This is a genomic window from Facklamia sp. P12937 (genome assembly GCF_050409505.1).
Lineage (GTDB): Bacteria > Bacillota > Bacilli > Lactobacillales > Aerococcaceae > Facklamia.
Genome location: NZ_JBNUPI010000001.1, coordinates 121,233 through 147,393, shown reverse-complemented (window position 1 = coordinate 147,393; position 26,161 = coordinate 121,233). Strand labels below are relative to the sequence as shown.

Annotated in this window: 28 protein-coding genes; 18 read left to right on the top strand and 10 right to left on the bottom strand. The window is 35.4% G+C overall.

Going from position 1 to position 26,161, the window contains the following annotated elements:
* Positions 1–3: 3 nt before the first annotated feature.
* The gene (locus ACQV2R_RS00765) at positions 4–783 is read left to right on the top strand and encodes a dimethylarginine dimethylaminohydrolase family protein (protein ID WP_428876349.1); all 780 of its coding nucleotides are present in this window, start codon (positions 4–6) and stop codon (positions 781–783) included.
* A gap of 87 nt (positions 784–870) precedes the next feature.
* On the opposite strand, the gene ACQV2R_RS00760 is transcribed toward ACQV2R_RS00765, so the two are convergent.
* Positions 871–1,500: a phosphatase PAP2 family protein gene (locus ACQV2R_RS00760; protein ID WP_428881644.1), complete on the bottom strand. Its 630-nt coding sequence runs from the start codon at positions 1,498–1,500 to the stop codon at positions 871–873.
* 156 nt (positions 1,501–1,656) lie between these two features.
* Here ACQV2R_RS00760 and ACQV2R_RS00755 point away from each other — a divergent pair, with 156 nt between their 5' ends.
* From ACQV2R_RS00755 to ACQV2R_RS00730, 6 genes are all read left to right on the top strand, one after another.
* Entirely contained in the window at positions 1,657–3,204 is a 1,548-nt protein-coding gene (locus tag ACQV2R_RS00755) for a BCCT family transporter (RefSeq protein ID WP_428874927.1), read from the top strand.
* 110 nt (positions 3,205–3,314) lie between these two features.
* Entirely contained in the window at positions 3,315–3,545 is a 231-nt protein-coding gene (locus ACQV2R_RS00750) for a hypothetical protein (RefSeq protein WP_428874063.1), read from the top strand.
* 145 nt (positions 3,546–3,690) lie between these two features.
* The gene (locus tag ACQV2R_RS00745; RefSeq protein WP_428874064.1) at positions 3,691–4,446 is read left to right on the top strand and encodes an SDR family NAD(P)-dependent oxidoreductase; all 756 of its coding nucleotides are present in this window, start codon (positions 3,691–3,693) and stop codon (positions 4,444–4,446) included.
* Positions 4,447–4,457: 11 nt separating this feature from the next.
* Positions 4,458–5,195: an SDR family NAD(P)-dependent oxidoreductase gene (locus ACQV2R_RS00740; protein ID WP_428874065.1), complete on the top strand. Its 738-nt coding sequence runs from the start codon at positions 4,458–4,460 to the stop codon at positions 5,193–5,195.
* Between the two features lie 121 nt (positions 5,196–5,316).
* Complete coding sequence (locus tag ACQV2R_RS00735; RefSeq protein ID WP_428874066.1) at positions 5,317–5,931, top strand: glutathione S-transferase family protein; 615 nt, start codon at positions 5,317–5,319, stop codon at positions 5,929–5,931.
* A gap of 288 nt (positions 5,932–6,219) precedes the next feature.
* Positions 6,220–6,681 carry a peroxiredoxin family protein gene (locus ACQV2R_RS00730; RefSeq protein ID WP_428874926.1) on the top strand — a complete coding sequence of 154 codons (462 nt, stop codon included), beginning with the start codon at positions 6,220–6,222 and terminating at the stop codon, positions 6,679–6,681.
* A gap of 87 nt (positions 6,682–6,768) precedes the next feature.
* Here the strand turns inward: ACQV2R_RS00730 and ACQV2R_RS00725 are convergent, their stop codons facing one another.
* From ACQV2R_RS00725 to ACQV2R_RS00710, 4 genes are all read right to left on the bottom strand, one after another.
* Complete coding sequence (locus tag ACQV2R_RS00725; RefSeq protein ID WP_428874925.1) at positions 6,769–7,068, bottom strand: antibiotic biosynthesis monooxygenase family protein; 300 nt, start codon at positions 7,066–7,068, stop codon at positions 6,769–6,771.
* A gap of 155 nt (positions 7,069–7,223) precedes the next feature.
* Positions 7,224–8,279, bottom strand: coding sequence for a hypothetical protein (locus tag ACQV2R_RS00720; RefSeq protein ID WP_428891678.1), 1,056 nt, complete (start codon positions 8,277–8,279; stop codon positions 7,224–7,226).
* A gap of 20 nt (positions 8,280–8,299) precedes the next feature.
* Complete coding sequence (locus ACQV2R_RS00715; protein WP_428891677.1) at positions 8,300–9,004, bottom strand: hypothetical protein; 705 nt, start codon at positions 9,002–9,004, stop codon at positions 8,300–8,302.
* 67 nt (positions 9,005–9,071) lie between these two features.
* Positions 9,072–10,934, bottom strand: a complete 1,863-nt coding sequence (locus ACQV2R_RS00710; RefSeq protein WP_428881648.1) for an alkaline phosphatase — start codon at positions 10,932–10,934, stop codon at positions 9,072–9,074.
* Between the two features lie 457 nt (positions 10,935–11,391).
* On the opposite strand from ACQV2R_RS00710, the gene ACQV2R_RS00705 reads away from it, so the two are divergent.
* From ACQV2R_RS00705 to ACQV2R_RS00665, 9 genes are all read left to right on the top strand, one after another.
* Positions 11,392–12,042: an alpha/beta hydrolase gene (locus tag ACQV2R_RS00705; protein ID WP_428874071.1), complete on the top strand. Its 651-nt coding sequence runs from the start codon at positions 11,392–11,394 to the stop codon at positions 12,040–12,042.
* Between the two features lie 485 nt (positions 12,043–12,527).
* Positions 12,528–12,806, top strand: coding sequence for a hypothetical protein (locus tag ACQV2R_RS00700; RefSeq protein ID WP_428891676.1), 279 nt, complete (start codon positions 12,528–12,530; stop codon positions 12,804–12,806).
* Positions 12,807–13,373: 567 nt separating this feature from the next.
* Positions 13,374–14,711: an aminopeptidase C gene (locus ACQV2R_RS00695; RefSeq protein ID WP_428876355.1), complete on the top strand. Its 1,338-nt coding sequence runs from the start codon at positions 13,374–13,376 to the stop codon at positions 14,709–14,711.
* 323 nt (positions 14,712–15,034) lie between these two features.
* The gene (locus ACQV2R_RS00690; RefSeq protein ID WP_428874918.1) at positions 15,035–16,690 is read left to right on the top strand and encodes an ABC transporter substrate-binding protein/permease; all 1,656 of its coding nucleotides are present in this window, start codon (positions 15,035–15,037) and stop codon (positions 16,688–16,690) included.
* On the top strand, positions 16,683–17,435 hold the full coding sequence (locus ACQV2R_RS00685; protein WP_428874917.1) for an amino acid ABC transporter ATP-binding protein: 753 nt from the start codon (positions 16,683–16,685) through the stop codon (positions 17,433–17,435). The genes ACQV2R_RS00690 and ACQV2R_RS00685 overlap by 8 nt, the downstream gene beginning before the upstream one ends.
* A gap of 119 nt (positions 17,436–17,554) precedes the next feature.
* Positions 17,555–18,295 (top strand): tRNA threonylcarbamoyladenosine dehydratase, encoded by a 741-nt coding sequence (locus tag ACQV2R_RS00680; RefSeq protein ID WP_428872701.1) that lies wholly within the window; start codon positions 17,555–17,557, stop codon positions 18,293–18,295.
* A gap of 27 nt (positions 18,296–18,322) precedes the next feature.
* Positions 18,323–19,123 (top strand): TatD family hydrolase, encoded by an 801-nt coding sequence (locus ACQV2R_RS00675; RefSeq protein ID WP_428881654.1) that lies wholly within the window; start codon positions 18,323–18,325, stop codon positions 19,121–19,123.
* A 27-nt stretch (positions 19,124–19,150) separates the two neighbouring features.
* Positions 19,151–19,687, top strand: coding sequence for a GNAT family N-acetyltransferase (locus ACQV2R_RS00670; protein WP_428891675.1), 537 nt, complete (start codon positions 19,151–19,153; stop codon positions 19,685–19,687).
* 168 nt (positions 19,688–19,855) lie between these two features.
* The gene (locus ACQV2R_RS00665; protein WP_428875791.1) at positions 19,856–20,299 is read left to right on the top strand and encodes a hypothetical protein; all 444 of its coding nucleotides are present in this window, start codon (positions 19,856–19,858) and stop codon (positions 20,297–20,299) included.
* Between the two features lie 61 nt (positions 20,300–20,360).
* On the opposite strand, the gene ACQV2R_RS00660 is transcribed toward ACQV2R_RS00665, so the two are convergent.
* From ACQV2R_RS00660 to ACQV2R_RS00650, 3 genes are all read right to left on the bottom strand, one after another.
* On the bottom strand, positions 20,361–21,437 hold the full coding sequence (locus ACQV2R_RS00660; protein ID WP_428891674.1) for a YeiH family protein: 1,077 nt from the start codon (positions 21,435–21,437) through the stop codon (positions 20,361–20,363).
* A 105-nt stretch (positions 21,438–21,542) separates the two neighbouring features.
* Entirely contained in the window at positions 21,543–21,884 is a 342-nt protein-coding gene (locus tag ACQV2R_RS00655) for a hypothetical protein (RefSeq protein WP_428891673.1), read from the bottom strand.
* Positions 21,885–21,895: 11 nt separating this feature from the next.
* The gene (locus tag ACQV2R_RS00650; protein ID WP_428872707.1) at positions 21,896–22,303 is read right to left on the bottom strand and encodes a helix-turn-helix domain-containing protein; all 408 of its coding nucleotides are present in this window, start codon (positions 22,301–22,303) and stop codon (positions 21,896–21,898) included.
* A 242-nt stretch (positions 22,304–22,545) separates the two neighbouring features.
* Between ACQV2R_RS00650 and ACQV2R_RS00645 the strand changes: the two genes are divergently transcribed.
* Together ACQV2R_RS00645 and ACQV2R_RS00640 are read left to right on the top strand one after the other, a co-directional pair.
* Positions 22,546–23,439: a class I SAM-dependent methyltransferase gene (locus ACQV2R_RS00645; protein ID WP_428891672.1), complete on the top strand. Its 894-nt coding sequence runs from the start codon at positions 22,546–22,548 to the stop codon at positions 23,437–23,439.
* Positions 23,440–23,544: 105 nt separating this feature from the next.
* Entirely contained in the window at positions 23,545–24,897 is a 1,353-nt protein-coding gene (locus ACQV2R_RS00640) for an MATE family efflux transporter (RefSeq protein WP_428872711.1), read from the top strand.
* Between the two features lie 26 nt (positions 24,898–24,923).
* On the opposite strand, the gene ACQV2R_RS00635 is transcribed toward ACQV2R_RS00640, so the two are convergent.
* A complete protein-coding gene (locus tag ACQV2R_RS00635; protein ID WP_428872712.1) occupies positions 24,924–25,532 on the bottom strand; it encodes an alpha/beta hydrolase in 609 nt (202 codons plus the stop codon).
* Between the two features lie 9 nt (positions 25,533–25,541).
* Positions 25,542–26,153 (bottom strand): flavin reductase family protein, encoded by a 612-nt coding sequence (locus tag ACQV2R_RS00630; protein ID WP_428872713.1) that lies wholly within the window; start codon positions 26,151–26,153, stop codon positions 25,542–25,544.
* Positions 26,154–26,161: the final 8 nt, after the last annotated feature.

Sequence of the window (26,161 nt, the reverse complement as noted above, 5' to 3'; positions counted from 1 at the left end):
TACATGTTAAAATTTTCGCACGCCATCGTTAGAACACCTAGTCAATCAATGTTAGAAGGTATTACGACTGGAATGTTCTCTAAAGAGCAACCAGTTTATGAAGATGCCTTGGTGCAACACGCTAACTATGTCAAAGCATTGGAAGAATTAGGAGTAAAAGTCACTGCTTTAGAGCCTTTAGAAGAATACCCTGATTCTTGTTTTGTTGAAGATCCAGCTGTGGTTATGGCAGAGTTTGCGATTGTGACTAATTCACCCAAAGAATCGCGTAATGGAGAAAAATATGAAATGAAAAAAGTACTTAAGGATTTCTATAAAGAAGATCAAATCTTTTACATTGAGGCACCCGGAACTATGGAGGGTGGAGATGTGATGCTAGTAGATAAGCATTTTTATGTGGGCTTATCCGATCGAACTAATCAAGAAGGGGCTAAACAATTTGACCAAATTGTGCGCCAGTTTGGCTATACTTCTTCAACGGTGTCGGTCACAGAAGGACTGCACTTAAAAGACTTTGTTATTTATTTAGAAAATAACAATATGTTAGTTAGTCCGGTGATGAATAAGGTCGAGGATTTCCAAAAATATAAGCGATATGTGGTTGAAGCGGAAGAACTCTATGCCATCAACAGTCTTTATATCAATGGGACGGTGCTGGTTCCTGAAGGTCACCCTAAAACACAAGCACATATTGAAAGTTTAGGTTATCCTGTAAAAGTAGTAAATACTGATGAATTTAAGAAAATTGACGGTAGCTTAACGTGTTTATCTTTAAGATTTTAAGCTAATTAAAAAAAAAGTCCTGCTCAATGTACCGACCCCCTAAAACCTTGTTCGGGTTTAAGGGTCAGTACAATTGAGCTGGCTTTTTTATTCAATCACATTCTTGTTTAAAATTAATTTTTGAGCTAAGACCACCCAAGCGAAACTAATCATCCAGCCGCCTATAATATCCGAAGGGAAATGTACTCCTAGATAAACGCGGGAATAACCAACTAGAAAAGTATAAATTAAACCTAAAGTTAAAATTTTATAAAAGTGCTTGCTACGCCAACATAAGACCATTATGGCAAAGATAGCGGTAGAACTAATCATAGCATGACCAGATGGGAAAGAATAAAAGTTTTCTTCGATTAAAAGATTGAGCAAATCTGGTCGGTCTCTTTGGAAAATCAACTTTAGAATTGTATTAATAACCAAAGTTCCCGGAATAGCTATCAATAGGAAGTGCATTTTATTAAAGGCTCTTTTTTTAAAAAGCATTAAAAGGATGATGGCGAAAAAAATTAAGACTGGTATGGCACTTGAAGAGTGGGTAATAAAGAGCATGATTTTGTCCATCAAGGGATTTTGAAGGTCGCGTACCCAGCTTTGAATGGGAGTATCGAAAGTTACCAATTCATTTTTTTTAATTTCTAAACCTAAATGGACAAAAAGTGTGGTCAGTATGGTGAAGATAAAATAAGCACTAGTAATTTTACCAATAATTTTTTTGGTCATAAGGGCATCCTTTCTATTGAATACTTATAAATATTAACTATATAAAATCTTGTCAAAAACAACAAGTCTTAAGATGAAAAATGGGTAAATTTTACAAACAAAGTCAATTTTGATAGTATAAAAGCCCTGTTTTAAAATAAATTTAGGAGGAATGATTTGAAAAAGTTAAAAGAAATTTCAGTATATCATGCATCGCTTATAACGTCATTTTTATTAGTTATTTTAGGTATTTTTATTCCTAATGAATTAAGTGTTGGAACACAAATTTTAAAAGATCAGGTGGCAAACAATTTTGGTTGGCTTTATCTTCTACTCATTCCACTAATATTATTAGTTTGTATTTATTTCATACTTAGTCCCTTAGGCCAGATTCGCTTAGGAGAACCCGACTCAAAACCTGAATATTCGACCACTTCTTGGGTAGCTATGATGTTTTCCGCTGGAATGGGAATTGGGCTTGTTTTTTACGGAGCGGCAGAACCTTTGTCACACTTTGCTATTTCGACTCCGATTGCTCCAGCAGGAAGTCAAGAAGCGTTAGCGGATGCCTTTCGCTTTACTTTTTTCCATTGGGGGATACATGGTTGGGCGATCTATGGTGTGGTAGCACTTGCCCTAGCTTACTTTGGTTTTCGTAAGCAAGAAAACTACCTATTATCTCATACTTTAAAACCTTTACTAGGAAATAAAGCAACGGGCTGGATCGGAACAGTAGTGGATACAATAACGATTGTTGCCACTGTTATTGGGGTCGCAACTACTATTGGTTTTGGCGCAGCCCAAATTAATGGTGGGTTAAATTATTTGTTTAATATCTCTATTTCTAATAGTGTCCAAATTATTATTATAATTATCACAACGATCTTATTTATACTTTCTGCTATTTCAGGTTTAGGAAAAGGGGTTAAAATTCTTTCCAATTTAAACCTGCTTTTAGCGGGCTGTCTATTAGCCATTGTCGCTATTGTAGGCCCGACTGTCGGTGTTTTAAACACATTTACAGAATCATTGGGTAATTATTTACAAAATTTTATTGAAATGAGTTTTCGATCAGCCGCTTTTGATAGGGATAAGAGGGAGTGGATTAATACTTGGACTTTGTTTTATTGGGCATGGTGGACTTCATGGTCGCCCTTCGTGGGGATTTTTATAGCCCGTATTTCGCGCGGACGCACCATACGTGAGTTTTTAACGGTGGTACTTCTACTTCCTACGCTATTAAGTTTTATTTGGTTCTCTACTTTTGGAACTTTAGCAGCCAATGTTCAAATGAATATAGCCGACTTAACAGCTTTTGAACCCGAACAGTTGCTATTTGCAACCTTTAACTATTATCCTTTAAGCGGCCTTCTTTCTTTAGTGGCGATTATTCTTGTTGTCTCATTTTTTATTACGTCAGCGGACTCAGCGACTTTTGTTTTGGCCATGTTGTCGGAAGAAGGTAATATCAAGCCTAATAATAGAACTAAGATTACTTGGGGATTTACACTTTCAATTATTGCGGTTGTCTTACTATTGTCTGGCGGTTTACTAGCTATTCAAAATGTCTTAATAATCGTTTCCTTACCCTTTGTTTTCATTCTTATTTTAGTTATTTTATCCCTCATCAAAGAATTGAATCATGAACAAAGAGAAATGGGCTTAACCATTACACCAGACCGATTACCTAATTCAAACGATCCCTTTAAATCTTATGAAGATTAAGTGGGCGACTTATTTAAACTTCCTGTATCAGCAGGAGGTTTTTTTAAGCCGTCTGGTTTGCCACCGAATATGGATAAGAGGATGCTTTTAATAGAGAAGGAGGGGGTTAAATGGAATATAGTCGTGAAGAAAAAGATTTTGTAATTAGTTATTTAAAAGATCCGAATAGCTATCAAGATGCTTTTAAAAAAGAATTGCAAGCTTTTATAGAACTTACAGAGATCGGTGACTTATATATCAACACTTTATTACAGGAAATGCTTCAAGAAGATATGCTTCAACTGAATGACCCGCCCTATACGGAATTTAAATATAAAGGATTAAAATTATTTTTATCCTAACTGTTTAAAATTTTAACAAATGTATTTATAGCAACCCTAAGGACGTTTTTACGAGTCGCTTTATTAGCCAATTTTCTTAAAGTGGCGTATGATTAAAATATGCAGATGTTACAGATTCAAAAATAAATTATAAGGGGGAAATAGAATGGAGCGCTTAAAAGATAAAGTGGCAATAGTAACAGGCGGGGCTGGTGGAATTGGTTCAGCCATTGTCCGCGCCTATGCTAGAGAAGGGGCAAAAGTAGCAATCGTCGATCTTAATCAAGAAAAAGGCGAGGCTTTAAGCCGTTCTCTAAATGAGGAGGGATATAATACCTTCTTTATCAAGACTGATTTGACTAAAAAATCAGCCTTAGAAACGTGCATTCAAGGGGTTGTTGACCGCTATCATCAAATCGATGTGTTGGTCAATAATGCTCATGCTTCAAGGATGAAGAGCTTCTTAGATATTACAGAAGAAGATTTAGCTCTATCAATGGAGTCTGGTTTTTATGCTACCTTTTTCTTGAGCCAACTAGCTATTCCATATCTTAAAAAGACTAAAGGAAATATCATTAATTTTGGTTCAGGAGCAGCCATTAAGGGTGATAACCATCAAGGGGCTTATGTAGCAGCCAAAGAAGCGATTCGTGGGATTTCGCGTGTGATGGCGAATGAGTTTGGTAAAGATGGTATCAATGTGAATGTCATTTCACCTATAGCCTATTCTGAAGGTGTCGATGCTTGGCGTGCTGAAAACCCTGAATATTATGAAAAAGTCGTTCAAGGTATTCCACTCCAAAAATTTGGTGATATTGACAAAGATATCGCACCAGTCGCAGTTTTTCTAGCAAGTGATGAATCACGTTACATCACAGGTCAAACATTTATGGTCGATGGAGGAAGTATTAAATTATATTAGGAGGAAACAAAATGGAAAGATTAGAAGGTAAAGTTTTAATTATTACTGGCGGCGCTCAAGGGATGGGGAAAGTGCATGCAGAGGTCGCTTTAGCTGAAGGAGCTAAGGTTGTCATTACTGATATTAATGAAGAAAAAGGGAATGAAGTTGCTAAAGAACTTGGTCAAAATGTTCTATTTGTTAAACAAGATGTGACCAAGGAAAGTGACTGGAAAAAGGTAATTGATGCGACAATGGATAAATGGGGCAGGATAGACTCGCTCGTTAATAATGCAGGTATCACTTATAATATGAAAATTGAAGATGTTTCATTAGATGATTACATGAAAATTGTGAATATCAACCAAGTTTCCGTCTTTTTAGGTATTAAAGCCGTAACACCTATTATGAAGCAACAAAAGTATGGTTCTATAATTAACATTTCTTCTATGAATGGTTTAGTAGGTGGGGCGATCGGATATACAGACACTAAGTTTGCGGTTAGAGGAATGACGAAATCAGCAGCGAGAGAGTTATCTCCATATAATATAACCGTTAATTCTGTCCATCCTGGTGTAGTACACACACCAATGTTAGAACAACCGGGTGTTAAGGAAGCGGTTGATAAATTTAAAGAAACTATTCCTATGCGCCGAGTGGCTCAGCCTAAAGAAGTTTCTAATTTAGTTGTATTCTTAGCTTCCGATGAAGCAAGATATTCAACTGGATCTGAGTTTGTCATTGATGGAGGAGTTACAGCTGCTGTTTAAAATTAGTTAGTTACTAGCTTACTCTTATTTTAAAAGCATGCTATCGAATTCACTCAATTATTTCCTATGACACTTTTTAATGCTATAATATAATCAATAAAAAAAAGAAAGGTTTGATAAAATGTTGAAATTATACTATGCACCTGGTACTTGTTCCTTGGCTTGCTGGATCGCTTTAGAATGGTCTGGTCTTGAGTATGAAACCATTCGTGTGGATTACAATGATCCTGAGTATCGTAAAATTAATCCTTTAGGAATGGTTCCTGCTCTTGAAATTGGAGCCGATCGTCCGATGACTCAAGCAGGAGCAATTTTACAATACATTGCTAATTCCGTTCCAGAAAAAGATTTAGGACCTAATGAAGGGTTAGAAAATGTTTTTGAGTTTGATGAAACATCTCTATTCCTTTCTGCAGATATTCATCCATCATTCTGGCCGTTCTTTAACCCACAGCGTTATACAACATCTGAAGACATAGATGTAATTGAAATGGCTCGTGCGGCAGCACCTGCTCGTATTGATGCGAACTTCAAACATCTTGATGATATTATTGGTGATTCTAATCACCTCTACCAAAATAAACGTACTGTGCTTGATCCATTAGCATTCATTTTTGCAACTTGGACTAAGAATTTAGAAAAAACGTATAAAGACTATCCAAACGTTAAGCGTATGGTAGAACATCTTAAGGAAGATCCAGCTGTTCAAAAAGTTCTTACTGAAGCTAATGAGTAGGTCAAAAGTGTTGATATAAATTAAAAATAAGAGACATGAAATTAAATTCATGTCTCTTATTTTTAAACAAAAACATTATAACAATAAGCTTTGTAAATATTTAAAATGACTAAGCAATGAGTGGTAAGTTGTATGTATCAACTATTTAAAGTGTTTTATTAAAGTGGATATAAAAAGTTAATCCTTTAAGATTAATCATTAAACCACTTTATTGATTTAATAAAGCTGAAAGATAGTGATTTTTAAATAGTATATTGTTTAATCAGTGAAAGGAAAGAGATGAATTTTATGGCAAGTATTGAAGTCAATAAAAAGGCACCAGACTTTGAATTAGAAGATTTCGAAGGAAAGACAGTTAAGCTTTCAGCTTTCAGAGGAAGTAAAAATGTAATGCTTGTATTAAACAGAGGCTTTATATGACCTTTCTGCCGCAAGCACATGATGCAGTTGCATAAAGATTATAATCAGTTTGAAAAAAGAGACACCGCTATTGTCGTCATTGGTCCTGAAAACGATAAAAAATTCGCAGACTACTGGCATGAAAATGACTTAGAATTTTATGGTCTACCTGATCCAAACCATTCGGTATTAAAATTGTATGGTCAAGAAGTAAATCTTTTTAAGATGGGACGGATGCCAGCTCAAATGTTGGTAGATAAAAAGGGTGAGTTGAGATATATTCACTACGGTCATTCCATGAAAGATATCCCTGAAAATAGTGAGATGTTAGATTTGATAGATAGTTTATAATCAATTAACTAAATAAAGAGCAAACAGCACACATGCTGCTTGCTCTTTTGTTTCCTAATCCTATCGAATTATTTAAGATAACTTGGATTATTTTTTAGGCATTTTTTCGTCCTTTAGAATTTCTAATTTATGTGACTCCATCGATTCAATTTCACTGTCATCTGGATCGTCTAATTTTTTTCGATCTTCTGAATTTTCCCAATTTTTCCAATCTTCTTGTGATTTCCATGAGCCTAAAACCACAATTAAATCCTCTTCAATGCCTCTACTGATTGATAAATTAATGAAACCTGGTTGATCATTTATGATTTCACGATTCGATAATTTATTGATGATGCTTTCTGTTTTGCCTACTTTAGGTTTTATATGTTGCATAACTAAAAACATTCATACCATCTCCTTTATTTAAACATTAGCAAAGATGGTATTTATCTTCAATCGATTTGCTCAATCTAACAAGGGATTATTTGTAGTTGTTGATTATTTAATAGGGTTTGGCTGGATGGAAAATTTTAGAATTTAATTTTCGGTGACTTCAACTATTAATTCGTTTGCCATTCATTCGCAGAATAGCATCTATTATTATTTTCAATTTCATTTGCAACAAATAATTTGTGTCCATCATAAAAATATAAGATTTGGTCATTAATGAGCAAAGCAAATGTATGGGCAATTTCAGAATCTTTATTGACTTGACTAGGATCGATCAGTTCAAATTTAGTATCGGCAGGAAAACTGGCGTTGGTCTTCAAATGCATTGCTTGAATGACTTGAACAAAGTCATTACTATTTTTAAATTGAAGCTTAAAATCATTATAATCATCAAGATAGTGATCAAAAGCTTTTTGAAGAATTTCATATGTTTTCTTTTCAACTAGGAAAGCATCTTCATTTTTAAAACTTGTAGCTTTTAATGCGATTCTATTTTCTTGTTCATCATCTAGACCAATCAAATGGTTTACATCGATCACAATTTCATCATTTACTATATAAAGACCAAGGTCTTGATAAACCCTAGCATTTTGATAATTTTCTCGCAGATCATATGCCATTGATTGATAAGGATATAAGCTTTCGGGTTTGCCTTGATTATTTAATAGTACTACCGGTGACACCGTTTTACGAATTAAGCCTGAGCCTAAGCCACCTTCAAACTCTTTGAGACCTCCTGTCAAGATAACGAGGTCTTGATATGGAGCGGGTATAGATTCAATTGTTTCATTCTCATCTACGTAGAAACGTATACTTTCTCCTTTTTCTCGTTGTGTAAAATAGTAGGCCATATTAAATAAGCCACTTTCTTCGATTGAGACAATGATATCTAAGTTAAGATTCAATTTAGGAACTGTTGCTTGTGCTTGATATATACCAACGTACTTTTCAATTTTTTCTGGTGCTTCATATAGACTATCGTCAGGATTAAGAATTTTATCAGGGATAAAATTAGCCTTAATGTGATGTCCTTGGTGATGACCGTCTACTTTCATATGGTTTGTTTCTTTAACATCAGCTTCTGCTTGTGCGAAAGTGGCGTGTGGAAAAAGTAGATTAAGGGTTAAGGCAGTTAAAATTAATAAAGTAATAAATATTCTTTTCATTAGTTCACACCTTTCAGCAATTAGTTGGGTTTAATTCCGTCAATGTATTCATAAGTATTTCCATGATTATCTATTAATTGTCCAGACTGTTGCACAAAAGAAAAAATTTCTTCACCGAATAATTGGACGGTCCAATGATCGTTATTTACAGTGATAGTTGGGCAGGAAATAGTGAAATAATTATAATCATTTTTTTGTGTATATGAAATGTCAGGAATCGTTTGATTAATCAAGTCTAAGATATTTCTTTGTGTCATTTCAGGTGTTATCTGATCTACAATGGCTAGATAAACTTCTTTTAAGTTAATTGGAAGATTATTTTCTTTCTTATATCTCTCTTGAACAGATATAGAATAATTCTTAAGGTCTGGATAAGGGTAAGCATTAAATTCGAATAACCATTCTATAAATTCTTGATCAATGGTGTCATCGTGATGGTCTTTGTTTGATTTAATATCTTTTTCCACATCTTGCTGTTCATTATCATAGTTATCTTCATGGCCGTGTCCATAAACAGGGTGAGCATACCTTGATTCATTTTTAATATAGATGATTAATTGGTTTTCTTGAAAAAGCAATCCTTCAATACTACTTGCTTCAGGGGCTAGATAGTATCCGCTGAAAGGTAATTCTTTCATGCTTGAGCTTTCAGCTTTAACAAGAGAACAAGGTGAGAGTAGGGAAATAAACAAAAGGAAACTTGCTAAAATAGATTTAAGTTGCATAAGATTCTCCTTAAAGAATAAAAGCACAGCCTTATCTTAGCTGTGCTTTTTGTGACTAATGTATTAATTATTCAGCAGAGCTTTCAATTACTTCTTCAGGTTCTTCTTCAGAGTTACTGCTTTCTTCAGCCGATGAATCTTCAGAACTTTCCTCACTTGTTTCAGAATCTGAACTTTCTTCAACACTTTCTTCAGAAACTTCTTCTACTTCAACTGTTTCTTCAGAAGCTTCTTCTTTATCGTTTTCCTCAATAGATCCAGAAAACTTCTTTGTTACTTCTAAAGGAGCCATTTTAGTATCGCCACCTTCATATAATCCCATGGCTGCTAAAATCTTATAGGCAATATCTGTATTTTCAAAATTACCTTCAAACATTGCAGCGCCAGCACCGATTGCAAAAACTGGAACTTTCTCAGGTGAGTGGTCAACAGTTGTGAATGCTAAACCAGCTTTACGTGCTAATAGACGTGTAGCAGCGATTGATAATGGTTCATATGCATGGTAGCCTTTGATAATATCTGCTTGACCCAGATTACGTTCTTCATATGGTTTCATTGTTTGTTCGAAAGCATAACGTAATTCTGCCAATTCATAAGGTGTTACTAACATTAAGTCTTTGGCTTCTTCTTCACCTTCTTCAGCCGCTTTCTCGACTTCGCCAGCAGTCTTCACAACTTCTTCTGCTTCCAGGTCAAAGATAAATCCGAAGTTTTCTTCTAGTAATGGAACAGCATCTTCAAAAGTCATTTCTGGATTTTCTTCTTTGGCCTTAGCAAAGATTACATCAAATTGTTCTTGAGAAACTTTTTGATTGTCTAGTAAATGGAAGTAAGAGTTATAACCTGTTTCCGAGTTTCCGATGGTGAAACCGCCGGTAGGATGATCAGCAGTTACAACGATTAAAGTTTCTTCAGGATGTTCATAGTAGAAATCAATTGCTTCTTGGATAGAGTCTTGAAAGTCAATCACTTCTTTAATAGTTGTTGCGGCATCATTAGCGTGCTCTGCCCAGTCAATCTTACCAGATTCTGTCATCATGAAGAAACCTTCTTCGTTAGCGCTTAGGACTTCAATTCCTTTAGCGACCATATCTGCTAATGTAGGTTCACCTTCTTGTCGATCAATCGCATATTTCATAGAAGAACCATCTGATTCAGAAAGAACAGATGCAGGTGCATAAACTTTCTCAGTGTCAGCAGTAATAGTATCGAATTCTTCTTGAGTATCTGCTACCATATATCCTTTTTCTTCTAATACCTCGTATAAGTCTTTTTGATCATCTTCAGCACCTGTTCGCTTACCAAGAGAACCCCCTGCAAAATATTCAAAGTTTGAAGCAGCCATTTGTTCACCAATTTCGTAATAATTTCTACGGTGTTCAACGTTTGAATAGAAGGCAGCAGGAGTCGCATGATTTAAAGTTACTGTCGATAGGATACCAACGGCTTTTCCCTGAGCTTGAGCTTTTTCAGCAATTGATTCTGTTTGTTCGGTATAGCCAGGTGTTAGACCAATGACGTTTGAATCAATCTTTACGCCATTTCCAAATGCGGTAGCAGTACCAGCAGAGTCCGGAACATAATGGTCAGCATCGGTTGGGTTTTGCAGACCAACAACAGGAAATTTAGCAAAATTTAACGGTTGAGCGACTGCTTGACCGTTACCTTCGTCACCATTATCTGGACCTAAGTAATATTCAGCCGCAGAAACAGGGATATTTCCCATGCCATCTCCGATAAATAAGAAGACATATTTTGCTCGGTTTTTAGAAATAAGAGATAAATCTTCAGTTAACGCACGGCCTTCTTCCAAGGTTGCTACTGGAAGTTCCGACCATTGACCTTCTTCTTGTTTAGCAGAAGTCATTGTAGGGGCACATACTGACATTAATACAGAAGCACATAATGATAGAATTACTGTTTTTTTCATTGGCTCAATCCTTCTTTATAATTTATTGATGATTTATTCATCTAGATATAAGTTAGCAGAGCATTGTAAATTTTTAGTAAATTCTAAGTAAAAGTAAGGTAAATTTTCAACAATTTATTAAGAAATGACTCCAAATTGTACAAAAGAGAATAAGATTGTTGCGACAAGAGTACAAAGATGAATAACTGGTATATCAATAGGCTACTAGACCAACATAAATGATAATAGCTACGGTATAAACAAGCTAAACACAGCAACTATTACTATGTTAAAATGTAATTATTATTATTTGTTTATAAGTTGAGTTAAAGTCCCCATAAATTTATGATTTTTATCCATTGAGCAAGTTTGTGGAACATTCAAAACACTTTGAAAGTTGTCTTAGTATCGCTGTATAATTAATTTATGTATTTAACCACTTTAACAATCTGTTTTTGATAAGATTAAGGAGAGCAATATGTTAGAAGAATGTATCTATTTTATTAATGGTTTTGGTGGCATGAAGGAAGAGAGTGAAATTTTTTTGAAATTATTGTCTAAAAAAGGCTTAGGAGTAAATTATCTCTATTTACCCGGACATGAAGAGGCCTTTAATGACAATGTAGTAGCTAAAGAAGAACTGATTAACTTTTATAAGGATACTATCGGGGAGAAACCATCTGTTATAATAGGGCATTCTATCGGGGGTGAAATAGCTGCTTTTCTAGCTGCACATTTAAGTAATATTACTAAAGTCATTTTACTTGATGGAGGGATTATCTCAAGTGAAGATTTTGGAGTATCACTGGAAGATGAACTGATCAATGCAAAACAGATCCTATCTAGCGGTAATTATAAATATATGAACGAGGAGAGCGCTTTGAATCTTTTGAGTCTTAATCATTCGATTCAGTTATCGATTACTAGTAAAGCATATAAAACACCTACATTGCTTCTGATTAGTGATCTTCAAGAGGTTTTACCGACCAAGCTAAAAAGATCTAAAAATTTAAATGATAATATAAGCATGAAAATTATCGAAAACGCGAGTCATGCTATCTATCAAGACCAACCTGAAAAAATAGCTGAAGAAATTGCTAGTTGGCTGAATATGACTAATTGTAAATAGCTTAAATTATCCTGGTCTTTGTTTGGCAATGATCCGATCTATAGGATATGCTGACATAGGTAATAAGAGGAGACTTGGTATGGAAATCATTAATGCGACTGCTGAAGTTGATCCATTATTTGTAAATGGGCAGTTTCAAATCAGTTTATGAAAGAATATATGGATAGATGGTTAGCCAACTATCAGGATTTACTGTCTGATGACGCCAAAAGAGTGTTTGTTGGTGGGAAGTTTAGCTTTTAAACAATTATTTCCCCATTAAAAAAAGGACTTTTTCAGAAAGCAAAAAGCGGTTCAAAGTAGTAGACTCATTTAGGCAAGTAACTGGGGGGTTAAATAAAAAAGTTATTCAAGCATTTGGCAAAGAGCTAGATTTTACAATTATGCTTTATTTAGGTTTATGTAATGGGGCAGGTTGGGTGGTAGAACTGGACAGAAGAACTTATATTCTAGTGGGAATTGAAAAAATGATCGAATGAGATTGGATGAGTAAAGACCGTATGTATGGACTTATTTTTCAAGAATTAGGGCATGTCTATCATCAACAATATGGTAATTTTGACCAATTTGAGCAAGGTGAAAACTATTTTTTATGGTTACTCTTTACCGAAGGAATTGCAATGTATTTTGAGCAAGTCTTAGCAGGAAATTTGAATTATTTTCATCAAAAGACTAATGGATGGTTAGAATGGTGCAATCTTCACTTAACGACTATCAATAAAGATTTTGATAATGATATCAGCAAAATGACCACTGAGAATTAAATTTTCTTTGGTGATAGGGTAAGATGTCAAGTAATACCCGATTGTGGATATCCAGGAGCACTTTTTGTACAATATATCTGATCTAAGGTTCATTTTAATCAAGTGGGGGGTTTTTGGCTGGATTTTTTAAATTGTAGCTATATTCGATGACTGATCATAAAGTATGTTGTGACTTAGCAAGGTATAGACTGAAGGGTATTTTAGGTTAACCTAAAAATTTATTGCAAGTACTCTAATTTTGTTATAAAATATTATTAGGGAATGGCTGTAGCTTTATATAATTAATTAAGTTTAATGGTGACATTGAGTTTTTATATAGTAAGTTTAGAAGTCTAGTTAATCGCTAATTCTATATAAATTCTTAAGGGATTTAAGCTTTGAAGGCCAGTCCTATATCTTATTAATTAGTTAAAATGATTAGTTATTAAAGGAAGTGGTGTGAATAGTAGTGATTATTTTTTAAGCTATTCTTTAGAAAAATATTTAAAGACTAGCCAGAATAAATGAAGAAGTTCTCTATTATTAGAATGGACTCTAAAAAATCTTATTTAAAGAAAGGAAATGACTATGACAATCAATCAAGAATTAATACAATCATTCAAAACAAAATATCAAGCAGAAACGATCAATCATGCAGTAGAAAATGCGGTAGCTAAAGTTGGGTTCAATCAAGCTTCATTTAATAATGAGGCCGTGAGAGACCATACCTTCGTTTTCTCCGATGAAACAAAAAGAGGTAAGATTACCGATCAGAAGAAAAGCGGTCGTTGCTGGATGTTTGCTGCCTTAAACGGTGCGCGTGTAAATACAATGGAAGAGTTAAATTTAGAAACTTTTGAATTTTCGCAAAATTATACCCTCTTCTGGGATAAGTTAGAAAAATCAAACTTCTTCTTGGATTCTATCATTGAAACGGTAGAGGAACCTTTAAATTCACGTGTGGTACAACATTTATTGCAAGCGCCGGTCGAAGATGGTGGACAATGGGATATGTTCACAGCCTTACTACAAAAGTATGGTTCAGTTCCTAAATCGGTAATGCCAGAAACTTACCATTCTTCTAATACTTATGAAATGGTAGCAATCATTACTAAACGTTTAAGAGCCTTTGCTAAAGAATTAAGAACGGCTTATCAAAATAAGGCTTCAAAAGAAGATTTGAAAGCAATGAAAGAAGATATGCTGTATGTTATATATAACATCTTAGTTAAAGCCTTGGGACAGGTTCCAGAGAAGTTCTCTTACAGTTACCGCGACAAGGATGGAAAATATCACCGTATTGAAGACATCACACCACAAGATTTCTTTAATAAGTATGTGGGTTGGGATTTAGAAGGTAAAGTCAGTGTAATCAACGCACCGACTGAAGATAAGCCTTTCGGACGGGCGTTCACTGTTAAATATTTAGCCTCTGTAGCCGAAGGCCACCCGATTACTTATATTAATGCACCAATTGAAGTGCTTAAAGAAGCTGCAATTGCTTCAATCAAAGATGGCAAGCCAGTTTGGTTTGGTTGTGATGTTGGTAAGATGAGTGATCGTGAATTGGGTATTATGGATAAAGACTTATACGAATATGAGGCTATCTTAGCTGAAGCGCCTCAATTAAATAAGGCTGAGCGCTTAGATTATGGGGAGAGTTTATTAACTCACGCCATGCTTTTAGTAGGTGTGGACCTAGATGCTGATGGTAAACCAGTCAATTGGAAGGTTGAGAACAGTTGGGGTGAAAAATCTGGCGATAAAGGTATCTTCTCAATGAGTGATCAATGGTTTGACGAGTATAACTATCAAGTGACTGTTGATAAGAAATACCTTGATCAAAAATGGCTAGATGCTCTTAATCAACCAGTCATTGAATTAGAACCATGGGATCCAATGGGATCTTTAGCTGATTGGAACTAAGATGATCCAGTTTAAAATAACCCCTAAATTTAATAATTAAATATAAACAAATAACTCCTTAGATCATGAAGACAGTATAATTTGCAGAGAGCATTATACATGTGTAATTATGAATCAAAGGAGTTTTTTGATCTGTTTTTTTAGAAAAAATAGAAATACTATTACAAAAAATATTAACATTTCGATCTGTCTTATTAAGAAGCTTTAATAATAGTCTATACATTCAACATTTTTAAATAATAGTCTATACATTCAAAACTTGACCAAATTTACTATAAAAGGTATATTTATTTTTTATAGTAAAAATTACGAGGAGGATCAGAATGGAACAGAATCAAGGACTGTTTAAAAAGCTCAGTGTCTTAATCTTAATGTTTATATTGCTTTTGCCTGTTAAAATGATTGTAGGTGCTGAAGACAAGAAGTTATCAACTATTAATAGTGAACAGATCCAAGAAGGACTTGAAGATCCTGGTGTTTTAAAAGTAGGAATGGAAGCTAATTATTCACCTTTTAACTGGTCGCAACCTTCTCTAGTAAATGGAGCGCTCCCTATTTCTAACTCTAAAGGAGAGTTTGGCAATGGCTATGATGTCCATATCGCACAAGAGTTAGCGCAACAGTTAGGTTTGGAATTAGAAATTGTAAAATTAGAGTGGGATGGTTTACCTCCAGCTTTAAATTCTGGTAAGGTAGATGCTATCATTGCTGGCATGTCGGTCACACCAGAGCGTAAGAAGGAAATTGACTTTTCTGATAATTATTATGAAAGTCAGATGGTCCTGGTAGTTCGCAAAGATTCTGATTTTGTCGATGCTCAATCCATCGAAGATTTTTCAAATGCTAAAGTAACCGCTCAGCTAAATACCTTCCATTATGGCTTAATCGATCAAATACCTAATGTCCAGAAAGGGACAGCTTTGGATTCTTTTCCAACCATGATTTCTTCCGTCCTATCAGGTAAAATTGATGCTTATTTATCGGAAGAACCAGGAGCCATGGCTGCTGTAGCTGCTAACACCGACTTAACTTATGTAAAATTTACTAAAGAGAATGGCTTTGATCTGAGTCAGGTAGATACAGGAATCGCGATTGGTTTACGTAAAGGAAGTCCTTTGGTGGAACCAATTAATCAAGCTTTAAGTCAGATTGATGAAGAGGAACGGATAGCATTGATGAAAGAAATGGTAGAACTCAATCAAGGTCAAGAAAACCTTAGCTTTTGGCAAGATGTTCAGGCTTTGTGGGCTAGTTACGGTAATCAATTTATTCGTGGTGCCTTGAACACTCTATTCATTGCGCTGTTTGCAACCATTGTGGGGTCCGTGATTGGACTCTTGATTGCAGTGATCCGTTCAATGAAGGACTTGTTCCAAAAAGGTCGCCCTTCTTATTATTTGTTTAAAGTAGTTGATTTTCTTTTAGTTACCTACATCGAAATTTTTAGAGGAACACCGATGATGGTTCAAGCCATGTTAATTTTTTATGGTCTAAAACTATTCTTTGATATTGATCTTTCTTCAATGACAGCAGCTTTATTTATTGTTTCAATTAATACAGGTGCCTATCTATCTGAAGTCATGCGTGGAGGTATTCAAGGGGTGGATAAGGGACAATATGAAGGGGCAAAAGCAATTGGTATGACCCACGGTCAAACCATGCGACATGTGGTATTACCGCAAGCTGTCTTATCGATTCTACCAACTTTAGGAAATGAGTTTGTGATTAATATCAAAGATACTTCCGTTTTAAATGTTATAGCAGTGACAGAATTGTTCTTTGTTTCCAAGTCTGTCGCAGGATCGACCTATCAGACTTTCCAGACCTTCTTGATTACCTCAGTGATTTATTTTGTTTTAACGTTTACGACCACTCGTATTTTAAATTTAATTGAGAGAAAGGTGTCAGGTTCTCATTCTTATACAGTTGTTCAGTCTTCATCCACAGAAGCGGTCAAGGGGGTGAAAACACATGACTAATGAAAATAAAATCTTAGAGATTGCTCACTTATCTAAAAAATTTGGGGACAACTTAGTCTTAAAAGACATTGATTTTAGCGTGAAACAAGGAGAGGTCATCTCTATTATTGGCTCTTCAGGTTCAGGAAAATCAACCCTTCTGAGATGTCTCAATCTTCTAGAGCAACCGAGCGGAGGGGATATTCTTTATAAAGGCAAGTCAGTGATGACCAATCATTACCCTTTGAATCACTATCGAGCAGAAGTGGGAATGGTTTTCCAACAGTTTAACCTTTTTAATAATATGAATGTTTTGAAAAATTGTGCCATTGGACAAGTTAAAATCTTGGGACGGACAAAAGAAGAAGCAGAGCAAATTGCTATGGCCAACTTGACTAAGGTGGGCATGGCTCCTTATGTCAATGCGCGTCCTAAACAATTGTCAGGTGGACAACAGCAAAGAGTTGCTATTGCTCGGGCTTTATCAATGGATCCAGAATTATTACTGTTTGATGAGCCGACTTCAGCGCTTGACCCAGAAATGGTAGGAGAGGTATTAGATACCATGACCCAATTAGCAAGAGAGGGTCTGACAATGATAGTAGTGACTCATGAAATGGCTTTTGCCCGTGATGTTTCTAGTCGGGTTGTTTTTATGGACAAAGGTGTAATTGTGGAAGATGGCTTAGCCCAGCAAGTGATTAATGAGCCTCAGCATGAGCGAACTAAATTGTTCCTAAGTCGTTTTCATAAAGAGCAAATGTAAAAATTAATAGACCTAAAAGAGGTGATCTTTATGACCACCTCTTTTAATAAGATCTAATTAGAGCGATGGTGTTATAATAAAAAAGCAGCTAATAAACTTAAAAGATTAAGGATGATGTTATGGAAGCAAAAATACCAACAAGACTCTCAAGGGTGAGCCTGCTCTTAAAAGAAGAGGGCCTAAGTCGGTTAGCTCAATCAAGAGTGGTAGTATTGGGGCTAGGCGGAGTAGGTTCTGCTTGTGCTGAGGCGTTAGCTCGAGGAGGAGTAGGCTATTTAACGATAATTGATGGAGATATTATTGAAGAAAGCAATATTAATCGTCAAGCTTTAGCCTTTTCATCAACCGTGGGTAAGGTTAAAGCAGATGTTATGAAAGCGATGATCGCTGAAATCAATCCGGACTGCCAAGTGGATGCCCGTCAAATATTTCTAACCAAAGAAAATATTGAGGAAATTTTAACTGATCTAGTAGGAGTGGATTATATAATTGATTGTATTGATACTATCTCTCAAAAATTAGAAATTGCAGCCTTTTGTCAAAAAGAAAAATTGCCCTTAATTTCATCTATGGGGGCAGCGAATAAATTAGATCCGACTTACTTAAACTTTAGTAAAATAGAAAAGACCTCTTATTGTCCCCTTTCAAAGATTATACGTCTAGAGTGCCGTAGAAGAGGCATTAAAAATTTAGAGGTTCTTTATTCTAATGAACAACCCTTCAAAGTTGAAAATCCTACTGGCAATACAAAATCACAAACCTTAGGTTCGATGAGCTATATGCCACCAATTATGGGAATGATGCTAGCAGGAAAAGTGATCCGACGTTTGGCAGGGAAGGAAGAATATAAAGTTTGGTAAATCGAAGTAAGAAGGAGAGGAGAGACTATGAATTTATTAGATAGTCACTATCACTTTGATTTTATAAAAGATCAACAGGCTCGTCAGTTATTTTTAGAAACAATTGCTAAAGAAAAGCTTAAAATTGTGGCTCAAACTGTCACACCCTCAGGTTTTATTGAGTTAAAGGATAGCCTCAAAAAAATGGATTGTGATCAAAAGTTTCTGCCTTATTTATCTTTAGGTTTTCATCCTTGGTGGATTAAGTCTAAGGAACAAGCGAATAAGGAGTTAGCTATCTTTCAAGGAGAATTAGACCAATCTCTTTTAATAGGAGAAGTCGGTTTAGATTTTTCGACCAATGGATTGGAAAAAGCGGATGAGGACTTACAGATTTATGTTTTCTCAAACATTCTATCACTATTAGCTGAGCGTTTAAATAATCATTATGTATTATCAATCCACGCAGTACAATCAGCTTCAAAAGTATTGGACTTAATAGAAAGTCATTCTGCTAAGAATATTACGGCAATTTTACACCGCTTTAATGGAACCAGTGATCAATTAACCAGACATCGAGATCAAGGAGGTTATCTATCTGTTCATCCGACGATGTTAAATACAAAAAAAGGACGCGCCTATGTTCAACAAATAGCTGGAGATCACATTTTACTTGAGAGTGATTGGCCAACGGAGGATAAGATTATTTGTGATAGAAAAGAAGTTCAGCATATGGCTAAATCTTTAAAAGAACTTCTTAGGCAAACCGTCATAGATTTATCAGCCATCCGACAAGAAGAGATGGGACCAGTTATCGCTAGGACGCAAGCCAAAATTTATAAAGTATAAAATCACTCTGAAAGGGATAAGCCTAATATGAATATCGAACTTGTTAAGTTAGAGAAAAAACATCAGCTACTATTAATTGAGATGATCGAAGAATGGAAAGAAGATATAGAAAAAAATCAAACAGATGGTTCGCCATCGGCCATCTTTCGTCATGATCCACATGATTTTGGAGGATATATTAAGAGTATAGAAGATAAAGAAGCTGTACACTCAGACCGTGTACCGGATTCGACCTTTTTTTGTCTCGACCGCAATCGGAATGTTTTGGTAGGGGCAGTGAATATTCGCCATTATTTAAATGATGATCTTTTACTAAAGGGTGGACATATAGGAGACGGTATTCGACCGAGTGAGCGACGCAAAGGTTATGCCACAGCAATGATAGGATTAGCACTAAAAGAGTGTAAACGAATCGGTATAAAAAGGGTTTTAATGATTTGTAATAAAGAAAATATTGGGTCCGCGAAATCCATTCAAAAAAATGGTGGCGTTTTAGAAAATGAAGTAGTTTATCCTGATGGCACTGTCGATCAAAGGTATTGGATAGAGCTAAGGGATGAATAATGAAGTATTATCTTTTCAAAAATTGTTCTATTTTTTGAGCATACTTAACTAGAAAATGATGTGTTAAAGACAAAGTATGTGGTGAGTCGTTAAAAACAACTTGCAAAGGGCTTAAGGTATTTGTTAGAGTAAAAAAGTTAAAAACACAATTAGAAAGGTGACATTATTTTGCATTCGATAAACTTTGAAACATTTAAACGCTTTGCTTTTCCCGTTCATCTTGGAATTATCATGCCCTTAATTATGACTGCCATGCAGGGGCAAGTCGTATTCCCTGAAATGTTAGTTAAACTATCTGTTCTTTTACCCGTTTCAGTAATTCTTGGGGCTTATCTTCTTGATATACCAAAAATGTCTGAGCAATTCAATGAATTACTAGGTATCCAGCATCCAGAATGGTTAAAATTCGTAGTGGGACAATTCCCACCCGCCTTGATCTTTTCTTTTGTCATGGGCTTTCTTGGAGTATGGATGGAAGCGGGCATAAACGGCCAAGCTTTTTTGGGTGTTTTAAAGGGGCTTCCCTTAACAGTTTTTATCTCTATGATTATTCAAATGCTCGTGAGCCTATTGATTGATAAGGGCTATCAAAAATGGTTCTTTTCAAATTAAGCAGTTAATTAAATAGAAAAGAACGGTTAACTAGATAATTCTACTAGTTAACCGTTTTTGATTAAGGAAGATTACTATAAAAAGTAGCGGTTAGAGCTTGAACGGTTAGTGAAACGAGACTGATAGCTATCCAACAAGAGAGGCCAAGTAAAATGGGTTTTTTTCCTTCTCTAATTAGTTCACTTAATTGAGAGTTTAACCCGATAGCCGCCATAGCCATACTGATAAAAAATTTAGCGAGAGTTTTTATCAGGGGAATAAACTTTTCGACGTAACTATAGGTAAATGCATTTGTTGGAAGAAGGTCCACTATGGAAGTGACTAAGGCAGCTAAAATAAAATAGAGAATAAATGTAGGAAGTAAGTGAAAAATAGTGGCTTTTGCGTGTTCATTTTCCTTACGAGCTTGCATCAAAGATAGACCTATCGTAATGGGAATAATGGCTAGTGTTCGTGTTAATTTGACCGTTACTGCAGCAGATAGGATGCCTTCCACTTGATAGAAGCTTTCTGCTGTCGCTGCTGCGGCAGTCACTGAAGAAGTGTCATTAACTGCAGAACCTGCGAAGATAGCAAAACCTTCTGTTCCTAATCCTAAGTTATAACCTAAAGTAGGGAAAATCAAAGCAGCCAGTACATTAAAAATAAAAATAATTGAAATAGCCTGAGCAACTTGCTTATCATCTGCTTCAATAACTGGAGCAGTGGCTGCAATTGCAGAACCTCCACAAATAGCTGATCCGACCCCAATTAAAGTCGCTAATTTCGTTTCCATCTTAAATTGCTTATGAAAGAACCAAGCAACCAGTAGCGCAATCGAGATAGTAGCAACTATTACAGGTAAGCTTTTGCTACCAACTTTAATAATCATTGAGAGGTTCAAGGAGAAACCTAATAAAACAACTGCCCATTGTAGGATGTTTTTCGCTGAAAAGCGAATACCGAGATGAAAAATGGCATGATTAGCTAATTGGGGCTGAATGAGACTGATGATCATGCCTATTAAGATAGCAAAGACGGGTGCTCCAATAATCGCCAGTGAAAAGTTTCCAATCGATACACTAGCTAAAAGGCTAGCAAAAATAGCAATCAAGAAACATAAAAGAAGTCCTGGAAGTTTATTTTTTACTGAGTTCATGTAAAGAGATCTCCTTTAATTTTATATCACATCTATCCTACCAAACTTTATTAATTAATAAAATAACAAAAACCCTACTTTTTCTAATAAAGATAGGCGAACTAGTTAGGCATAGAAATAAACAATGCAGATAAGTAGGATAATCGTCCCACAAAGGTGGCAAATAAGAGATATACTAGTTTCTCTTTTATATTGCTTCATTAAGAGTTGATCATAGGAAGTGAGTTTATCTTTAGGAAATTTCCTTCTGCCGATAAGATAGAGTAAGATATTTGAAGAGTTGTTTCCAGCGATATTAAAAATACCCCAAAATTTGGGATGTTTTAACCCTCGCGCCTTAGCATCAATAATAGTCATTTTATAGATGAAGTAAGCTAATAAGCTGCCAGAAGCTAGCGCAATGGTAGCGACAATTACAATTATAAATATTTTGATAGTTTCATTCATTTTTACGCCTCCTATATTCTTTGAATGATTTCATGAATAATGATTCCTGCCGTTATGGCCATTATAATAAAAATAGCAAGTAGCCATTCGACATGGTTAGGCATCAGGTGATGGAGTATGAATAGTGCTAAGATGATAGTTAAACTAATTAAAATAATCTTAAATAAATGTTTGTTACTACGAACTACATTTGAACTTTCTTGATAATGATTAATCAATTTTTCGTCTCCTTTCATCAATTGATCCAGACTGATTTGATAAAGATTGCTAAGGTCTATGACACTCCGAATATCAGGGTAATTTTTCTCGTTTTCCCAATTTGAAACGGATTGACGAGTAACCCCAATTTTTTCTGCAACTTCTTCTTGAGTTAAATTTGCATGCAAGCGTGCTGTTTTGAGTTGTTGGCCAAGACTCATAATGTCGCCTCCTTCTGTTTTAAATTTAGCATTTTCACTTGATATGTCTAGCGAAAGTCTTTTACATTCGTAAAATAATAGTGGAAAAGATGTTTTACATGACCCTATCATCCATTTTAAGACCTTGATGGGCAAATTTAATCAAAAATTACTAATAAATGATATAATAGGCTCTGTTAAAAAATCTGAAAACACAAAATATCATGTTTGAAGTTAGGTTGGAACGAAAAGAGGGGGATACAATGAACAGGTTAAATTTTTGGTCTAACCAAGTACAGGGAATTCAAACGCTCTATTCTAGTCGTAAACTACGTTTTAGTAAGGAAAATGCCAATGCTTATCAAACCATTTTTAATATCGATCAAAAACTTCCTCTTAGAATTTTAGAAATAGGTTGTGGGCCGGGTGCTTTATGTCAGGTATTAAAAGATTGGTACCCGAATGCCAATGTAATTGGATTAGACCGCGATCACAACTTCATAGAATTTGCTAAAGAAAATATTCCTGAAGTTGAATTTTTAGAGGGTGATATTTATAAGCTTCCTTTTGAGGAAAATAGTTTTGATGTTATTCTTTCGAATACAGTGGTTGAGCACATTGAAACAAACACTTTCTTTAAAACACAGTATCATTTATTAAAATCCGGAGGAGTCTGTCTTTGTCTCAGTCAAGCTCAAGGGGTCATTCACCAAGCACCGGCTTTGCTTTCTTTTAATGAAGATGAAAATACCTTTTGGCAGCAGATTGAAGTCTTAACAAACGGCCAAGATGATAGTATCCAAATTTTTCAACTAGGTAAGTATAAATTAAACGAGCAAGAATTGCCTCAAACAATGGAAAAGTTTGGTTTCCAAGACGTCTCAATGTCCTATGTTACGACTCATTTGACCCCGGATAATCCACAAGTAAGTGATCGCTTGGCTCATGCGATGATTGAGAGCGACCGTCTCGGTGATCTTGAAATATTGAACAGATTATTCAAGAATCCCCTTTTAAAAGAATTACAAAAAGACATTGAACAAATGATTGCAAAGACCAATCAAAAGTATGATAAAAGATGGGTGCTTTATCAAAAGGGCCAAAAACAGTGGGATACGAAGATTTCTACTACCAACGTCCTTAGAGGAATAAAATGAAGCCATTAAAACTTATTGAAAGATCTTTTTTCTTTCACTAAGTTTTTGGTGATTGTAATTAGTGCTTCAACTTGTTACTATTTATTGAGATATGGAGGAGTAGCAATGAGAAATTTAGATTTATTAAACGGTAAGATATTTAAAACAATGTTGAAATTATCGACGCCTTTAATGTTAACTGCTTTTATTCAAATGACTTACACTTTAACCGATATTGCCTGGATTGGAAGACTCTCTACTGAGGCTGTAGCTGCAGCAGGACAAGTTGGCTTTGCTTTGTGGATTGCTTCGAGTTTGATGTTGATCCCTCGAATTGGAATGAGTGTCCTGACGGCACAAGCCTATGGGGCACGAGATGAAAAGACAGCACGCTCTTATATTAACAATGGATTTTGGTTAGCCCTTATAATGGGCCTTGCTTTTGGAGGCCTCTTAATTTTATTTAAAGATCCCTTTATTAATTTCTTCCAATTAGAAGATGACGTCAATCAACTGACTGAAGAATATTTGATTGTGATTGCTTCGGGTGTTTTTTTATTTTTTATTAACCCTGTTATATCTGGGGCCTATAATAGTTTAGGTAATAGTAAAACACCTTTTGCCGTCAATACTCTCGGACTGGTTATTAATATTATCTTAGATCCCATCTTAATTTTTGGCTTAGGGCCTCTTCCAGCCCTAGGGATTAAAGGGGCTGCTATGGCAACTATTTTTGCTCAGTTTATGGTATTTATTTTGTATCTTTATGCTATTTATCGCCAAGGAGATTTACTTTACCGCAGTCGCATCCACTTGTGGTCATTTAACAGTAAGAATCTAGGGCAAATCATTAAAGTAGGACTACCACCTTCTATTCAGTCGAATGCACACGCTTTAGTCAGTGTGTTACTAAATCGTTATGTTGCTTCCTATGGCGCTATGCCTTTAGCTGTTACCAGTGTGGGGTCAAACATTGAATCCATTTCATGGATGACCACTGAAGGTTTTGCAGTAGCGATTACGGCTATGGTAGGGCAGAATTATGGAGCTAAACTTTATGAACGAGTAGAAGGGATTTATCAAACGACCATTCGCTCCTTATTAGCCATTGGTTCATTTGCGACCTTAGTTCTTATCGTATTTAGAATGCAGTTCTTCAAGCTATTTATACCAGATGACCAGCAAGCTATCGCTTTAGGAGCTGTTTATTTACTTGTCTTTGGTTTAAGCCAATTATTTATGAGTTTTGAAATTGGTGGAAGTGGCTTCCTTAACGGTTTAGGAAATACTCAAGCCCCTGCAACTGTGAATACTGTTTGTAATTTGTTGAGAATCCCATTTGCTTGGCTGTTTATGCCTAATTATGGTGTGGTTGGAGTTTGGATTGCTATGTCTCTTTCCACTGCTTTAAAAGGAATAATTATTTACTTATTAGCCCGTAAGAATTGGAAAAAGCTCTACCTGTCTCATGCTAATTAGACATAAGAAAGTAGAGCTTAAATTAATTAATTATTCTCTTTTAAATTTGACACCCAATCTTTAGCATCTTGCACAATTTGAGGCGTAATTTGATGGGTATGTACCCATTCAATGGATAGGTCTGCTTGAACATTTGTTAATTTTTTAATTAAGTCATTGTTTGCTTGCATACTACAGATTGGATCTGCCTCACCCATGGATAAGAAGAGTTGATGATTTGATAAATCTTTCTGCTGATCAATGGCCATAGGGTAGAGTGGGGCAAATAAAATTCCTTTATTAAAGCTTTCTGGATAGTGAATTAAGATATTTAAAGCAATATTAGATCCGTTTGAGAAGCCAATGAATATTACTTTACTTAAATCAAATCCTTTTTCACTACTCATCTTTTTGATGAATTCAACAAGCTCATCACTTCTTTCCGCTAGATCTTCTAAATCATAGAGACCTTCGGCCTTCCGTTTAAAATAACGGAGGGCTCCATTTTCGTTAACAGTTCCTCTTATAGAGAGAATATTAGCTGAAGATGAGATTTCTTTGGCTAAAGGAATAAGGTTAGTTTCGTCTCCTCCTGTACCGTGTAACAGGACAAAAGTGTATTCAGCATTATCAGCTGCGTGATAGATATATTCCATAATTACCTCCTACTTTGGTCTTTCAAGTTGAATGGTCTGTCCTAAAGTTGCATAATCATTACCCGCTAAACGACTGATCGGTTTTAACTGATCAGCAAGCACATAAGAATTCTGGTAAACTTCCTCAGAAAGATGGAAATGTACTACTCGCATCAAGAATAAGTCAGCTGAAACTTCTTTACCATTTGATGATGGGATCTCGATGTGTTGGTGTAATACTGTTTCATACCTTACTTTCATCTCAGCTATACCAGGCGTTTGAATTGTTTGACTGCTAGCAAGAGTGAATTGGGTTAAATCCAATTCACTCTTATTTTTTGGCAAATTGCTAGCTGTCAAATTGACTTCTTGTAAATTTTCTTGGTCTACGATGTGGAAAACGGCTTCTTTATTAGCTAGGATGTTTCGAGCGGTATCCTTCATCTTACCTTTTCTTTGAATGGACACCATGAGGATGGGTGGATTGTAAGCTACCATATTAAAGTAGGAAAAGGGTGCTAAATTTAAGCTTTGATCGTCATTTTGTGTGGCTATCATTGTAACAGGTCTAGGGATGACTGAACCAATTAAAACCTTATACTGATCTTTAGGTGATAAGTCTGTAACTTTATAAGATAACATATTATCTA

Excerpts from the sequence above, each read along its gene's own strand:
- ACQV2R_RS00765 (WP_428876349.1), top strand. The coding sequence starts at position 4 with ATGTTAAAATTTTCGCACGCCATCGTTAGAACACCTAGTCAATCAATG.
- ACQV2R_RS00760 (WP_428881644.1), bottom strand. The coding sequence starts at position 1,500 with ATGACCAAAAAAATTATTGGTAAAATTACTAGTGCTTATTTTATCTTC.
- ACQV2R_RS00750 (WP_428874063.1), top strand. The coding sequence starts at position 3,315 with ATGGAATATAGTCGTGAAGAAAAAGATTTTGTAATTAGTTATTTAAAA.
- ACQV2R_RS00745 (WP_428874064.1), top strand. The coding sequence starts at position 3,691 with ATGGAGCGCTTAAAAGATAAAGTGGCAATAGTAACAGGCGGGGCTGGT.
- ACQV2R_RS00740 (WP_428874065.1), top strand. The coding sequence starts at position 4,458 with ATGGAAAGATTAGAAGGTAAAGTTTTAATTATTACTGGCGGCGCTCAA.
- ACQV2R_RS00735 (WP_428874066.1), top strand. The coding sequence starts at position 5,317 with ATGTTGAAATTATACTATGCACCTGGTACTTGTTCCTTGGCTTGCTGG.
- ACQV2R_RS00725 (WP_428874925.1), bottom strand. The coding sequence starts at position 7,068 with ATGTTTTTAGTTATGCAACATATAAAACCTAAAGTAGGCAAAACAGAA.
- ACQV2R_RS00720 (WP_428891678.1), bottom strand. The coding sequence starts at position 8,279 with ATGAAAAGAATATTTATTACTTTATTAATTTTAACTGCCTTAACCCTT.
- ACQV2R_RS00715 (WP_428891677.1), bottom strand. The coding sequence starts at position 9,004 with ATGCAACTTAAATCTATTTTAGCAAGTTTCCTTTTGTTTATTTCCCTA.
- ACQV2R_RS00710 (WP_428881648.1), bottom strand. The coding sequence starts at position 10,934 with ATGAAAAAAACAGTAATTCTATCATTATGTGCTTCTGTATTAATGTCA.
- ACQV2R_RS00705 (WP_428874071.1), top strand. The coding sequence starts at position 11,392 with ATGTTAGAAGAATGTATCTATTTTATTAATGGTTTTGGTGGCATGAAG.
- ACQV2R_RS00700 (WP_428891676.1), top strand. The coding sequence starts at position 12,528 with ATGAGTAAAGACCGTATGTATGGACTTATTTTTCAAGAATTAGGGCAT.
- ACQV2R_RS00695 (WP_428876355.1), top strand. The coding sequence starts at position 13,374 with ATGACAATCAATCAAGAATTAATACAATCATTCAAAACAAAATATCAA.
- ACQV2R_RS00690 (WP_428874918.1), top strand. The coding sequence starts at position 15,035 with ATGGAACAGAATCAAGGACTGTTTAAAAAGCTCAGTGTCTTAATCTTA.
- ACQV2R_RS00685 (WP_428874917.1), top strand. The coding sequence starts at position 16,683 with ATGACTAATGAAAATAAAATCTTAGAGATTGCTCACTTATCTAAAAAA.
- ACQV2R_RS00680 (WP_428872701.1), top strand. The coding sequence starts at position 17,555 with ATGGAAGCAAAAATACCAACAAGACTCTCAAGGGTGAGCCTGCTCTTA.
- ACQV2R_RS00675 (WP_428881654.1), top strand. The coding sequence starts at position 18,323 with ATGAATTTATTAGATAGTCACTATCACTTTGATTTTATAAAAGATCAA.
- ACQV2R_RS00670 (WP_428891675.1), top strand. The coding sequence starts at position 19,151 with ATGAATATCGAACTTGTTAAGTTAGAGAAAAAACATCAGCTACTATTA.
- ACQV2R_RS00660 (WP_428891674.1), bottom strand. The coding sequence starts at position 21,437 with ATGAACTCAGTAAAAAATAAACTTCCAGGACTTCTTTTATGTTTCTTG.
- ACQV2R_RS00655 (WP_428891673.1), bottom strand. The coding sequence starts at position 21,884 with ATGAATGAAACTATCAAAATATTTATAATTGTAATTGTCGCTACCATT.
- ACQV2R_RS00650 (WP_428872707.1), bottom strand. The coding sequence starts at position 22,303 with ATGAGTCTTGGCCAACAACTCAAAACAGCACGCTTGCATGCAAATTTA.
- ACQV2R_RS00645 (WP_428891672.1), top strand. The coding sequence starts at position 22,546 with ATGAACAGGTTAAATTTTTGGTCTAACCAAGTACAGGGAATTCAAACG.
- ACQV2R_RS00640 (WP_428872711.1), top strand. The coding sequence starts at position 23,545 with ATGAGAAATTTAGATTTATTAAACGGTAAGATATTTAAAACAATGTTG.
- ACQV2R_RS00635 (WP_428872712.1), bottom strand. The coding sequence starts at position 25,532 with ATGGAATATATCTATCACGCAGCTGATAATGCTGAATACACTTTTGTC.
- ACQV2R_RS00630 (WP_428872713.1), bottom strand. The coding sequence starts at position 26,153 with ATGTTATCTTATAAAGTTACAGACTTATCACCTAAAGATCAGTATAAG.